The organism is Actinomadura coerulea (assembly GCF_014208105.1).
Lineage (GTDB): Bacteria > Actinomycetota > Actinomycetes > Streptosporangiales > Streptosporangiaceae > Spirillospora > Spirillospora coerulea.
The window spans coordinates 1,504,498-1,518,004 of sequence record NZ_JACHMQ010000001.1; the positions used below are offsets into that span (position 1 = coordinate 1,504,498).

The 13,507-nt window shown below is 72.3% G+C and carries 12 protein-coding genes; 5 read left to right on the top strand and 7 right to left on the bottom strand.

The window, feature by feature from the left end; genetic code table 11:
* Positions 1-25: 25 nt before the first annotated feature.
* From BKA00_RS07025 to BKA00_RS07045, 5 genes are all read right to left on the bottom strand, one after another.
* Positions 26-907: a LysR family transcriptional regulator gene (locus BKA00_RS07025; protein ID WP_185024147.1), complete on the bottom strand. Its 882-nt coding sequence runs from the start codon at positions 905-907 to the stop codon at positions 26-28.
* 81 nt (positions 908-988) lie between these two features.
* Positions 989-2,545, bottom strand: coding sequence for an MFS transporter (locus BKA00_RS07030; RefSeq protein WP_185033808.1), 1,557 nt, complete (start codon positions 2,543-2,545; stop codon positions 989-991).
* A complete protein-coding gene (locus BKA00_RS07035) occupies positions 2,545-2,808 on the bottom strand; it encodes a ubiquitin carboxyl-terminal hydrolase 14 (protein WP_185024148.1) in 264 nt (87 codons plus the stop codon). The genes BKA00_RS07030 and BKA00_RS07035 overlap by 1 nt, the downstream gene beginning before the upstream one ends.
* A 32-nt stretch (positions 2,809-2,840) precedes the next feature.
* Complete coding sequence (locus BKA00_RS07040) at positions 2,841-3,875, bottom strand: GDP-mannose 4,6-dehydratase (RefSeq protein ID WP_185033810.1); 1,035 nt, start codon at positions 3,873-3,875, stop codon at positions 2,841-2,843.
* 258 nt (positions 3,876-4,133) lie between these two features.
* Positions 4,134-4,688, bottom strand: a complete 555-nt coding sequence (locus BKA00_RS07045; protein ID WP_185024149.1) for a CGNR zinc finger domain-containing protein — start codon at positions 4,686-4,688, stop codon at positions 4,134-4,136.
* 221 nt (positions 4,689-4,909) lie between these two features.
* Here BKA00_RS07045 and BKA00_RS07050 point away from each other — a divergent pair, with 221 nt between their 5' ends.
* Positions 4,910-6,484, top strand: coding sequence for a Na+/H+ antiporter (locus tag BKA00_RS07050; protein ID WP_185024150.1), 1,575 nt, complete (start codon positions 4,910-4,912; stop codon positions 6,482-6,484).
* Positions 6,485-6,511: 27 nt separating this feature from the next.
* Here the strand turns inward: BKA00_RS07050 and BKA00_RS07055 are convergent, their stop codons facing one another.
* Together BKA00_RS07055 and BKA00_RS07060 are read right to left on the bottom strand one after the other, a co-directional pair.
* Positions 6,512-7,084 carry a hypothetical protein gene (locus tag BKA00_RS07055; RefSeq protein WP_185024151.1) on the bottom strand — a complete coding sequence of 191 codons (573 nt, stop codon included), beginning with the start codon at positions 7,082-7,084 and terminating at the stop codon, positions 6,512-6,514.
* A 283-nt stretch (positions 7,085-7,367) separates the two neighbouring features.
* Entirely contained in the window at positions 7,368-8,702 is a 1,335-nt protein-coding gene (locus BKA00_RS07060) for a pyridoxal phosphate-dependent aminotransferase (RefSeq protein ID WP_185024152.1), read from the bottom strand.
* A 145-nt stretch (positions 8,703-8,847) separates the two neighbouring features.
* Here BKA00_RS07060 and BKA00_RS07065 point away from each other — a divergent pair, with 145 nt between their 5' ends.
* The 4 genes from BKA00_RS07065 (at position 8,848) to BKA00_RS07080 (ending at position 13,490) form a co-directional block, all read left to right on the top strand.
* Complete coding sequence (locus tag BKA00_RS07065; RefSeq protein WP_185024153.1) at positions 8,848-9,774, top strand: LysR family transcriptional regulator; 927 nt, start codon at positions 8,848-8,850, stop codon at positions 9,772-9,774.
* A gap of 279 nt (positions 9,775-10,053) precedes the next feature.
* The gene (locus BKA00_RS07070) at positions 10,054-10,773 is read left to right on the top strand and encodes a VC0807 family protein (RefSeq protein WP_244993775.1); all 720 of its coding nucleotides are present in this window, start codon (positions 10,054-10,056) and stop codon (positions 10,771-10,773) included.
* A 187-nt stretch (positions 10,774-10,960) separates the two neighbouring features.
* Positions 10,961-12,103: a L,D-transpeptidase gene (locus tag BKA00_RS07075; protein ID WP_230299075.1), complete on the top strand. Its 1,143-nt coding sequence runs from the start codon at positions 10,961-10,963 to the stop codon at positions 12,101-12,103.
* Positions 12,104-12,296: 193 nt separating this feature from the next.
* Complete coding sequence (locus tag BKA00_RS07080) at positions 12,297-13,490, top strand: L,D-transpeptidase (RefSeq protein WP_185024155.1); 1,194 nt, start codon at positions 12,297-12,299, stop codon at positions 13,488-13,490.
* The last annotated feature ends 17 nt before the right edge of the window (positions 13,491-13,507 follow it).

Genomic DNA, 13,507 nt, shown 5'->3' on the forward strand with positions numbered 1-13,507 from the left:
GTCGCGCGGCCGGTCCGGGGCGCGGTCAGCGGGGGTGGTCGTCGCGGGGCGGCGCCTGCTTGGCGAAGGTCAGGAAGTCGCGGGCGGCGGGCGGCAGCCGGCGGTGCGCGTGCACGAGGCCGATCATGCGGGTGAGCGGCGGCATGAACGAGCGGACCGTCACCCCTTCGGTGTCGTCGATCTGGTTGCGGTACCAGAGTAAGGAGCCCCGTCCGGCGCGGACCCAGCCGAGCCAGGCGCCGCGCTCGTCGGACTCCACCGCGGCGACCGGCCGCGCGCCGATCCGCCGCAGCATCGTGTCGATCTCCGCGCGCCGGGCGCCGCCGCGGGCGGGCAGCACGAGCCGCATCCCGTCCAGCGCGGCGGGCGGCACCGGTTCGCGGACCTTCAGCGCGGGCGGGGAGATCAGCACCACCTCGCGCTGCTCGAACGGGTGCGCGGTCATGTCGCCGGGGACGGGGAGGTCGGTCAGCGCCAGGTCGGCGCGGCCCGCGCGCAGCACCGCGGCGATCTGCTCGCGGGCCGCGCAGCGCACCACCCGGACCCGCACGGTGGGCTGGTCGCGCGCGAAGCGGGGGATGAGCCCACCGGTCAGCTCCGGCTCCAGCGACGCGGTGACCGCGATGCGCAGCTCCGCGCCGCGCCCGTCGGCGCGCGTGACCGCCAGCCCCTCGATGGCGTCGACGGCGTCCAGGGCGACCCTGGCCTGCCGGACGACCTGCTCCCCGGCGGGGGTGAGGACGACCCCCCGGCCGGACCGCGCGAACAGCTCCAGGCCGAGCTCGCGCTCCAGTTCGCGCACGGCCCGCGAAAGCGCGGGCTGGGCCACGTAGAGGGCTTGTGCCGCCGACGTCATCGTGCCATGGTCGGCGGTCGCCACGACATAGCGCAGCTGCCGCAGATTCATGCACCGACCGTATGCCAACGAACCGCTCCGGTCCTGGACATAGCCGGATTAGGACCGGGAATCAGCGGACCGGTCCGGCGGTCAGGCTCCGGACTCGCCCGGAGCCCTCCCGGCGCGCTCGGCCGGAACGGTCTCCGGCTCGGGCTGCAACTGCGGCGCGCCCACCCCGCACTGGCGCCGGCACTCCGGCTCGACCGCCGCCCCGGACGGCGTCCGCAGCGCGTCGTCGCCGACGGTGAGGAAGGACAGCACGGCCCCCGCCGCCAGGAGCGCGGCACATGTGATCATCGCGAGCCGGAACCCGTGCGAGAAGTCCGCGGGGTTGTTGAACGCGTCGCCCGTCAGCCCCGCCAGCGGCGGGATCGCCGCCACCGCCAGCAGCCCGGCGGCCCGCGCCACCGCGTTGTTGACGCCGCTGGCCACCCCCGCGTGGCGGACGTCGGCGGTGGCCAGGACCGTGGCGGTCAGCGGCGCGACCACCGCCGCCAGCCCCAGCCCGAACACCACCACGGCCGGCAGGACGTCCCGGACGTAGGAGGCGTCCGCACCGATCCGGCCCACCAGGAGCATGCCGAGGGCCGCCACGAGCAGGCCCACGGTCATCGGCAGCCGAGGGCCGATCTTCTGCGCGAGCGCGCCCGCCCGGGCCGAGAGCAGCAGCATCAGCACGGTGACCGGCAGCAGCGCCGTCCCGGCCGCGATGGGCGAGAACCCGGTGACGACCTGGAGGTTCAGGACGAACAGGAAGAACATCACGCCCATCCCGCCGTACATGATGAACGTGACGACGTTGACGGCCGAGAACTGCCGCGAGGAGAACACGTCCAGCGGCAGCATCGGCTGCGGCGCCTCCCGGCCGGCCCGCCTGCGCGGCCGCCCGCGCAGGCGTTCGAGCAGCACGAACGCGACGGCAGCCGCCAGGCCCCCGATCGCGGCGGCGGCGATGACGGGCGCGGGTGCGCCCCCGCCCGGCGCCTCGGTCAGCGCGTACGTCGTCCCCGCCAGGGCCAGCGCCGCGAGGGCCGCGCCGGACACGTCGAAGCGTCCGTGGGCCTGCGGGTCGACGCTCTCCGGGACGTGCCGGACCGCGACCAGCACCACGACGGCGGCGAGCGGCACGTTCAGCAGGAACACCCACCGCCATCCGGCCGCCTCCACCAGCCAGCCGCCCACGAACGGGCCGATCGCGCCGGCGACGCCGCCGAGGCCCGACCAGGCGCCGACGGCGCGGGGGCGGTCGTCGGCCGCGAACGACGCCTGGATGATCGCCAGCGAGCCCGGGGTGAGCAGCGCCCCGCCCACGCCCTGCAGCGCCCGCGCCATGACCAGCGTCTCGACGTTCGGCGCCGCGCCGCACAGCACCGAGGCGACCGCGAACCACACCACGCCGACGAGGAAGATCCGGCGGCGCCCGAACCGGTCCCCGAGGGAGCCGCCCAGAAGGATGAACCCCGCGAGCGTCAGCGTGTAGGCGTTCACCGTCCACTGCAGGTCGGCCATGTCGGCGTTCAGGTCGCGGGCCAGCCTGGGCAGCGCCACGTTCACGACGGTGGAGTCGAGGAACGCCACGCTCGACCCGAGCACCGTCGCCAGCAGGATCCAGCGCCCTGGGCCGGTGCCCAGCCGGACGTCCGGCATCAGACGATCAGCTGGTCGACGAAGCACCAGCGCCAGTCCTCGCCCGGCTCGAACGACCGGACGACCGGGTGCCGCTCCTTGTCGAAGTGCGCGCTGGCGTGCCGTCTGGGCGAGGAGTCGCAGCATCCGACATGCCCGCAGCCCAGGCAGAGCCGCAGGTGGACCCAGCGTGTGCCCTCTCGGAGGCAGTCCTCACACCCCTGCGGTGTGTTGGGGGAGGGGTCCTCCACCGGGAGGGACTGCACGTGCTCACATGTGGCCATACCTGAATCGTGCCACGGCCGCCGTAAGCGGATTACCAATGGTCGGGGCTGAACGGCTCGTCCTCGGGGCGCGCGGACCGCGACAGCAGCCGCAGGTCCGACTCGACCATCATGGTCACCAGCCCCTCGAAGGTCACCTCGGGCTCCCAGCCGAGCTGCTCGCGGGCCTTCTTCGGGTCGGCGCACAGCAGGTCGACCTCGGCCGGGCGCGTGTACCTGGCGTCCAGGACGACGTGTTCCTGCCAGTCCAGGCCCGCGGTGCGGAAGGCGAACTCCACCAGCTCCCGCACCGACTGGGTCTGGCCCGTCCCGATGACATAGTCCTCCGGGGAGTCCTGCGCCAGCATCATCCGCATCGCGCGGGCGTAGTCGCCCGCGTAGCCCCAGTCGCGGCGGGCCTCCAGGTTGCCGAGGCGCAGTTCGGTGGCCAGGCCCAGCTTGATGCGGGCGGCGCCCAGCGACACCTTCCGCGTCACGAACTCCGCGCCCCTGCGCGGCGACTCGTGGTTGAACAGGATCCCGCTCACCGCGAACATCCCGTAGGACTCGCGGTAGTTCTGCGTGATGTAGTGGCCGTAGCTCTTCGCCACCCCGTAGGGGCTGCGCGGGTGGAACGGGGTCTTCTCGTTCTGCGGCGTCTCGCGCACCATCCCGAACATCTCCGAGGACGACGCCTGGTAGAAGCGGATCTGCCCGTCGCCCGGCGTGCGGGACGGGCTGATCCCCGACACCACCCGGATGGCCTCCAGCATGCGCAGCACGCCCATCCCGGTGACCTCGGCGGTCAGCTCCGCCTGCTGCCACGACATCGGCACGTAGGAGATCGCGCCCAGGTTGTAGACCTCGTCGGGCCGCACCCGCTCCACCGCCGAGATCAGGCTGCCCTGATCCAGCAGGTCCCCGGTGGTGATCTGCACGTCGCCGATGTGCTTGCGCAGTCGCGACACATGGGGGTTCGCCTGCCCCCGCACCAGGCCCCAGACCTCGTATCCCAGCTCAAGCAGATGCTCGGCCAGATACGAGCCGTCCTGTCCGGTGATGCCGGTGATGAGTGCTCGCCTGGACAGCGGATCCTCCATGGCTGAAATAGGTCCGACGCGGGCCCACCACGGGCCGAAACCCGCAACGAGCGTGATTTATGAGGTTACCGACCAGGCCACGTTCATGACGAGGGAGGGCACCGTTTGAACCGAATTCCCTTCTGGTCCGCCCGTCCCCGCCCGACCGGTACTGGTCACAGCGTCCAACAAGGACCTCGTGCGGCGACCCTTCCCCTCTTCGCGAAGCGAGCCCTGCGGGCGAGCCGGAGCGATGCAGCGATCGATTCAACCCGCCTCGCGTTGGCGGGCGCGGTAGGCGGCGACGTGCATGCGGTTGCCGCAGGTGCGGCTGTCGCAGTAGCGGCGGCAGCGGTTGCGGGACAGGTCCACCAGGACGCGTGAGCAGTCCGGCGCCTCGCAGGTGCGCAGCCGGTCGAGTTCGCCCGCCGCGACGACGTAGGCCAGCGCCATGCCGCAGTCGGCGGCCAGATGCTCGCCGAGGGGCGCGCCCGGCGCGAAGAAGTGCACGTGCCAGTGGTAGCCGTCGTGGTCGGTCAGGTGCGGCGTCGGGCGGACCTCGCCGACGATCTCGTTGATCCGCCGCACGGCGGAGGGGACGTCCCCGGAGCGGAACACCGCGTGGAAGCGGCCGCGCAGGTCCAGGACGCGGGCGAGGTCGGCGGCGGTGAGCTCGCCCACGTCGCTGAACGAGTTGCGTTCCACGAACTCTCGCAGGCCGGGCAGCCCGCCGAGCTCCTCCGCGCCGGACGCCGCCTCGCTCGTGTTGATCAGGTCGACGACGACGGCGAGCGCGTGCTCGGTGTCATGAGTGAAGATCACGATGACTCCAGTCTCGGGGGACCCGGGCGGTCGGGTGCCCGGCGGCGTCGCCGGGGCCGGAACGCGGCCCGTGGCCCCCACCATATGACGGGAACGGCGCACGTCGGCGCCCACCCCGCCAGGACACGCTGGCGCCCACGGCGCCCGCATCCGAGCGGAACGTTCCATACCGTGGGCCGCTCCCGCGACTACCCCGCCGCTTTCCGGCAAGGACCACCGCCGTGGAGGAGGACCGGCTCTTCATCGTCTTCCTGGCCGTCGCCGTCGTGGTCCTGCTGGCCCGCGGGCTGGCCGGGCGGCTGCGCGTGCCGGACGCCATCGTGCTCGTCCTGCTGGGCCTGGCGGCCGGGTTCGTGCCGGCGCTGCCCGCGGTCGTCGTCCCGCCCGAGGTGGTGCTGCTCGGGTTCCTGCCGCCGCTGCTCTACCACGCGGCGTTCTTCACCGCCCCGCGCGAGGCCCGCGACGACGCCGTCCCCATCTTCGCCCTGGCGTTCGGACTGACCACCGTCACGACCGTCGCGGTGGCCGCGACGCTGCACGTCCTGGTGCCGGACGTCGGCTGGACCGCCGCGCTGGCGTTCGGCGCCGCGGTGTCGCCCACCGACCCGGTGGCGGCGACGGCGGTGATGCAGCGGCTGGGCGCGCCCCCGCGGATGGTCACCATCCTGGAGGGCGAGAGCCTGATCAACGACGGCGCCGCGCTGACGATCTTCGGGCTGGCGGTGGAGGCGCTCGGCACCGACTTCACCGTGGCGCACGGCGCGGCCCGGGTGGCGCAGATCGTGCTCGGCGGCGTGGCCTACGGGCTGGTCGTCGGCATCGTCGTCCGCCGGATCCGGCGCTGGATCGGCGACCCCGTCAGCCAGATCATCGTCTCCCTCGTCACGCCCTACGTCGCGTTCATCCCCGCGGACCGGTTCGGCGCGTCCGGAGTGCTCGCGACGGTCGTCGCGGGGTTCTCCATCGGCACGCACGGGGAGGGCTTCCTGCAGCCCGCCTCGCGGCTCGCCGGCACCACCTTCTGGCGGATCCTCACCTTCCTGCTGGAGTCGGCGCTGTTCGTCCTGCTCGGCCTGGAGATCCGGGAGATCGTCCGCGCCCCGGGCGGCCGGACGTGGGGGACGGTGGTGGCGGTCGCGCTCGCGGTGTCGGCCGTGGCGATCGGCGTCCGGCTGCTCTGGCAGCTCGGCAACGGGCCGCTCGCCCGGCTGGTGCCCGGCGGCCGGCGCAGCCGGGCGGACCTCGGCCCGCGGGAGCGGCTGGTCATCGGCCTCGGCGGCATGCGCGGCGCGATCTCGCTGGCCATCGCGCTGTCGCTGCCCGTCGGCCTCGGGAACGAGCGCGGGCTGCTGGTCCTGCTCGCCGCGCTCGTCGTGCTGGTGACGCTGGTCGGGCAGGCGCCGCTGCTGCCGCTCCTGCTGCTCCGGCTCGGGCTGATCGAGCCGGAGCGGCGGCGCACGGAGTCGATGCTCGCCCGCAAGGCGGGGCTCCAGGCGGCCCTGGCCCGGCTGGACGAGCTCGCGGAGGAGGAGGACGTCGACGAGCAGACCGCCGAGGCCTTCCGGCAGATGCTCGAACTGCGGCTCGAACGCGTCCGGTACTTCCTGGACCGGGAGGGCGGGGAGGGGCGGCGCCCGCCCGACAGCGGCCGCGTCCGCAGCGAGCTGGTCAGGGCGCAGCGCGCCAGGCTCCAGGTGCTCTACCGCAAGGGCAGGATCGGGGCCGAGACGCTCCGCGAGATCGGCAGGGAGCTCGACTTCGAGGACCCCGTGGCGGTGAGGAGGCCGCCCTCCTGAGATCCGTTACGCCGCCCCCGCCGGGCGTCAGCGCTCGTAGTGGGGGTCGGCGACGACGGGGTAGTAGGCGTCGGTGTGCTGGATGCGCATCGTGACCGCCGAGCCGTCAAGCGCGTAGTCGGCCTTCACCTGGCGGAACATCGAGTCGCTCGCCCACGGGTTGTAGAGGCGCCCCACCGTGGCGCCGTACCGCAGGTGCACGACGTCGTAGCCGCCGGACGGCATCGACTCCAGCGCGAGCCCGTCGGCGAGGGAGACCGCGAACCGGAACTCGGTGGGCGCGTCGGGGCCGTGGATCACGGTGAGCAGGCGCACCCCGCCGGCCGTCGTCTGCGCGACGATGTCGGTGTCGACGTCCACTCCGACGAACACCCGCAGGCTCGGGCGCAGCACCTGGGCGACGGTGTCGGCCGCGGCGACGTCGATTCCGAGGTGGATCCGCTGCCCGTCCCTGGTCGGCACCCACACTCCGTCACGGGCGCGCTGCCCCCAGGCGACGTCGGGGTTCTCCATCTCCTGGGGCTCGTTCTTGCCCCGCGCGACCAGAATCCTGGAAGCGGCGCTCATCGCCGCGGCAGCCCCGTCCCGTGCATGCCTCATGGCGGGCCCCCTCGCCTTCTTCCATCACCGCGTGACTTCGCGCTCGTCCTGGGTTTACCACGGGCGAGGCGGACAGGACCCCCGATGGCCTGCCGCTGGTCGATTCGCGACGTTCGCCCCGTGCGTCGTTGGACCTTACACCACGCTTATACGCGCCGGTCGGGCCGGGCGCTGATCCTTTTCCCGCCCCGGACGAGGCGCCGTGACGGTGCGCGCCCGGCGCCTCACGCAGCGGTCCGCGGGCCGCCCGGCGACCGGGCGGCCCGCGGACCGTGCTCCCCCCTCAGACGAGCGCCGGCTCACCCACCGTGGCGCTCGCCGACAGGTCTGCGAGCACTTCGCTCAGCCGGTCCAGGGACTCCGCGATCCACGGCAGGGTGGCCGGGGCGGGGGAGGCCAGCGCGGCGAGGCGCTGCTCGTCGTCCTCCCCGTAGAGCAGGCTCGGCGCCACCCGCATGCGCAGCGCCGCCGGGGCGTCGCCGAACGAGCTGCCGGGCAGCACGCCCATTCCGTACCGTTCCAGAAGGAGGTGCGTGAGGTCGGCGCCCGTGCGGATGCCGTGCGCCGCCTCCAGTTCGTCCCGCATCGGGCCGAAGTCGGGGTAGAGGTAGAAGGCCGCTTCCGGCCGCACCACCCGCGCGCCGGCCGCGGCGAACCGGTCGGCGACCGCGCCGGCGACGGCGCCGTGCAGGCGCCTGCTGCGGTCGACGTGCTCGACCAGCTCGGGGGGCTCGGCGAACGCGAACGCGGCGGCGTGCTGCATCGGGGCCGGGGCGCTGGACCAGATCTCGCTGGCCACGCCCAGCAGGCTGTCGCGCAGTGCCCGTCCGAACGGGCCCTCCGGCAGCCGCGCCACCCCGATCCGCCACCCGCCGGCGGCCAGGCTCTTGCTCAGCGCGGTCGTCACGACGGTCCGCTCGGGCGCGTACCGCGCCGGGCTCGGCACCGTCACGCCCGGCGCGTGCACCAGGTCGCGGTAGATCTCGTCGGAGATGACGACCAGGTCCTGCTCGCGCGCGACCGCGCACAGCCGCCGCACGGTGGCCTCGGAGGCGATGGTCCCCGTCGGGTTGTCCGGCAGCGTCACCACGACGGCCCGCACGTCGCGGCCCCGCGCGCGGGCCCGGACCACCGCGTCGGCCAGCAGCGCCGGGCTCGGGACGCCCCCCTCGCCCGGAGGCGTCGCCACCCGGATCGGGTCCACGCCCGCCAGCGACGCCTGCGCCGCGTAGCTCACCCAGCTCGGGGCCGCCACGACGACGTCGCCGCCCAGCGCGGTCAGCAGGGCGAACAGCAGCGGCTTGCTGCCGGGGCCGGCGACGACCGCGGCGGGGTCGGTGGGCAGCCCGCGGCGGGCCCAGTACCCGGCCGCGGCGGCGCGCAGCGCGGCGCTTCCGGCCACCGGCCCGTAGCCGCCCCGGCCCGCGGCCGCGCCGAGCTCGCGGGTCAGGGCGGGATGTATCGGTATACCGGCCTCTCCGAAGCCGAGGGGAAGCACGCGCTCACCCCGCCTGCGTTTGGCCGCCAGGGCCTCGTTGACCGCGAGCGTTGCGGACAGGGGGATGGGGCGCGGCTCGAACGACAGCGGCCGGACGGCTGAGGGCAGGTTCTGGGGCATGAGCACTCCAAAAGGGCATGGCTGAATCACGGAGGGTGATCGTGGAATCCCCGTGTGTTGCGACCCGGCCGGGTTCGACTAACTCTTGCCCCCATCGAGCATCATTACAAGCGAGTCTCGCCGATGCTGACCGTAAGATGGGCTGATGCTAGAGCTGCGCCGCCTGCGGCTTCTCGCCGAGTTCTCCCGCCGCGGGAGCATCGCGGCCACCGCCGCCGCCCTCGGCTATACGCCCTCGGCCGTCTCCCAGCAACTGGCCGCCCTCGAACGGGAGGCCCGCGTCCCGCTGCTGGACCGGACGGCGCGCAGCGCGGAGCTGACCGACGCCGGGCGCCGCCTCGCCGAGCGCGCCGAGGAGATCCTCGGTCTTGTGGAGACGGCCGAGGCGGAGCTGTCCGCCCAGGCCGACGCCCCCATGGGCCGGGTCGTGGTGACCGCGTTCCCGACCGCGGCCGTCGCGTTCGCCCCCGCGCTGGCGCAGAGCCTCGGCGACCATCCCGGGCTCACGTTCGTGCTGCGCCAGACCGCCCCCGGCACCGGTATCCGCCAGGTGCAGAACGGCGAGGTCGACATCGCGCTGATCGACGACTGGACGGGCAAGGTCCCGGACCAGTCGCCCGCTGCGCTGGAGTTCTTCCACCTGCGCCGCGACCCCCTCGTCCTGGTCGTCCCGGACACCCACCCCATGGCCCGGCCGGACCGGCCGGTGGAACTGCAGCGGCTGCGGGACGAGCCGTGGATGGCGGCGCCGGCCGGGGAGCCGTCGCGGCAGGCCGTGGAGCGGCTTCTGGACACGGTCGGCGGCGCCCGTCCTGTACCCTGGGAGTTCGAAGGCCTCCACACGATCCTGAGCCTCGTGGCCCGCGGCATCGGTATCACCGCGGTGCCGGCGCTGGCGCTCGCCGCCGGCGACCAGGGAGTGGCGGTCCGGCGCATCCCCGAATGCACGCTGGCCCGAGAGGTCTACGCCGTGACTCGCACCGCCAGCGTACGCAGGCCGTCCGTGGCGGTCACGCTACGCGCGATCTACGCAGCCGCGAAAGAGGTCCAGATCACCGCGCCCGAGTCCTGAAAAGGGTTTGGGGATACCCGGAAGCGTCCCGTTGTGACCTCTGCGGAAACTCGGCAATAAGCCGAGGAGACGGGATTCGGACCTGGCCGCATGCGGCCTTGAGGCGCACCACACGGGCGTCGGGGCCGAACTAACAGGGGAACGGCCGTGCGGGGACGAATCCGTCTAAACCAGACGGACGCGCGCGGATCATCACGTACGGTGGGGCGAATCGTGAGCACATCCGAGACCATGAACACCGATCGGGGAGCGCAGCGCTCGATGGAACGACCGGGGACCATGAACGCGGAAGAACCGCCAGGCCTGGTGCGGGCACCGAAGCCGCAGGACGGCCAGCACGCGGGCGGCCACCACATCTTCGAACTGCCGCGGGTGACCGCGTTGCTGATGCACGCGCTCCCACGCTTCATCGAGGGTGTCATCGCCCCCGTCGCGGTCTTCTACGCCGCCCTCATGATCCTCGGTCTGAACGGCGCGCTCGTCGCCGCCGTCGCCTGGGTGTACGGCGGGATCGTCTACCGGTACGTGCGCGGGCACCCGGTCTCGGGGATGCTCATGCTCGCCGCGGTCGGCGTCACCGTCCGCGCGGCCCTCGCCGCCGCGACGCACAGCGCCGTCATCTACTTCCTCCAGCCGACCCTCGGCACGCTCGCCGTCAGCATCGCCTTCCTCGCCTCGGTACCGCTCCGGCGGCCGCTCGCGATGAAGCTCGCCAAGGACATGGCGCCGATCCCCGACGCGTTCTACAAGAACGCCCGGGTCCACCAGTTCTTCCTGCGCATCTCGCTGCTGTGGTCGGCGGTGCTGCTCACCAACGTGGCCGTCAGCCTCTGGATGCTCTTCAACGAGTCGATCAGCATGTACCTGTGGATCCGCACCGGCATCGTCGCGGGCCTCGGAGCGATCGGCATCGCGATCTCGGTCTGGGGCTTCAAGCGCGTGGTGGGGCACGTCAACCGCGAGCCCGCGACGGCCCCCGCCCCCGCCGCCGGCGTCTGAACTGCCAGGCCTTGACCCCCGTTCGTCCCCTCTGCCCTCCTCTGACCCTCTCTGAGCAGCGAATCTTCGCTGATGTCCGAACTTGGGCGTGATTCAGGGCGTCTCCATCCTTAGATAGATTTCACCTATACGGGGTGAATGTTTGAGGTTGGGGGAGTCAGTGGTGACAAAGGGTCGGTTGGGACCTGTGGTGGCCGGCGGGACGGGAGCGCTGGCGCTGCTCGTGACCGGCTGCTCGATCGGGGGCGAGGGCAAGCTCGCCTCGGGCGGGTCGGACACGACCGTGACGATCACGCCGGCGAACGGGACCGCCCAGGTCAAGCCGGACGGCACGATCGAGGTCAAGGCCTCCGGCGCGAAGCTGCGCGACGTCACCGTCCAGGGCGGGGGCGCGGCGATCTCCGGGAGCTACGGGGACGGCCGCAAGACGTGGCGGTCCACCCGCACCCTGACCCCCGGGACGTCCTACACGGTCACGGCGCAGGCCGGCGACGGCGGCAAGACCCGCACGGCCACCAGCTCGTTCACGACGCTGAAGCCCGCCCAGACGCTGTCGATCGCGGACGTCACGCCGAACGTCACCGGGGAGAAGGTCGGCGTCGGCATGCCGATCTTCGTCCGGTTCAACCGGCCGGTCACCGACAAGGCCGCGGTGGAGCGGACGCTGCGCGTCACCCCGGAGAAGCCGGTCGAGGGCGCGTGGCGCTGGGTCGGATCCGACCAGGTCATCTACCGGACGAAGACGTACTGGCAGCCGCACCAGACCGTCCGCTTCCAGGCGGACCTCGCCGGGGTGAACGCGGGCGGCGGCGTGTACGGGGCCAAGGACGCGCAGGCGACCATCAGCATCGGCGCCGCGCAGATCACCACCGGCGACATCGGCGACCACCACATGACGGTGACGCGGGACGGCAAGAAGCTGCGCACCGTCCCGTTCAGCGCCGGCAACGGCCAGACGCGGGAGTTCACCACCACCAGCGGCGTGCACCTCCTGATGGAGAAGGGCAACCCGGTCACGATGACGTCCCCCGGGCGCAAGGAGGGGGACCCGGGCTACTACAAGACGGTCGTGAACTACGCGGTCCGCTTCTCCAACAGCGGCGAGTACGTGCACTCGGCGCCGTGGTCGGTCGGCTCGCAGGGCTCGACGAACGTCAGCCACGGCTGCCTGAACGTCAGCCCGGCCAACGCCAAGTGGTTCTACGACGTCATGCAGCGCGGCGACGTGATCGACCTGACCGGGACCGACCGCGAGGTCGAGTGGGACAACGGCTGGAGCGTCTGGCAGCTCTCCTTCGACAAGTGGCGGGAGGGCAGCGCTCTCCGCTGAGACGGCTGCCGGGGGCGGGGGAGGGGCGACGAAACCTCCGTCTTGCAACGCTTTGATCTCAGGCACCTGCAAAAACCCCGGGACATGGCATGATCGTCGACTTTTGTCGCTAATGTCGCTCTGGTAGACGGCGGGGTTCTGGAGGTCAACGGTGCAGCGGAGGCTTTCCGCAGGGGTTCGGGCTGGCGCGGGAATGGCGGGGGTCGTCCTCCTCTTCACGACGGCCTGCAGCGGAGGAGAGAAGGACTCCGGCGTCACCGTCGGAGAGAAGGGCGACGCGAGCGCCCCGCAGGTGACGATCAACCCGGGCAACGGCAACACCAAGGCCAAGCCCGAGGACGGCGTCGTCGTCACCGCCGCGGGCGGGACGCTCGAACAGGTCTCGGTCACGCTCAAGGGCAAGCCCGTCGACGGCGCGATGGCCGCCGACAAGACCAGCTGGAAGTCGCGCACGCTGCGTCCCGGGGCCAAGTACCAGGTCACGGCGGTCGCCAAGAGCCCCAAGGGCAAGACGGCCACCGTCAACGCCGCGTTCGCCACGCTCAGGGCCGCCAGCGAGCTCAGCATCGTCGACATCACGCCGAGCAAGAACGAGAAGGTCGGCGTCGGCATGCCGATCCAGGTGGTCTTCAACCGCCCGGTGGCCGACAAGAAGGCCGTCGAGGGCGCCCTCGAGGTCAAGTCGACCACGCCCGCCACCGGCGCCTGGTACTGGCTGAACGACACCACGGTGATCTTCCGTACGAAGAACGGCACCTGGTGGGGGCCCAACCAGAAGGTGATGTTCACCGCCAAGCTGGCCGGCGTGAGGTCGGGCAAGAAGACCTACGGCGTGACGGACTACACCCGCGGGTTCCGCATCGGCGACGCGCACATGGTCACGGTCAGCACCAAGAAGCACAAGCTGGTCGTCACCAAGAACGGCAAGAAGGTCCGCAGCTGGCCGATCAGCGCGGGCCGCGGCGGCCGCGTCGTCAACGGCGTCGACACCTACCTCACCACCAGCGGCATCCACCTGACCATGGGCAAGGAGAATCCGGCGATCATGACGTCGGAGTGGATGGGGGTCAAGCCCGACGACAAGAAGAACGGCGGCTACAAGGAGGTCATCCCGCACGCGGTGCGGATCTCCAACAGCGGCGAGTACATCCACTCGATGGCCGCCACCACCTGGGCGCAGGGCCGCCAGAACGTCAGCCACGGCTGCGTGAACTCCCCGCCCGCCGACGCCCGCTGGTACTACGAGTGGTCCTACCGCGGCGACCCGGTGGTCATCACCGGCAGCAAGCGGAAGCTGGACCCGCTCAACGGCTGGAGCTACTACCAGATGTCGTGGGACCGGTGGGTCAAGGGCGGCGCCCTCAACCGAACCGTGACCACCGGCTGACCATGACCGGGTCCCGC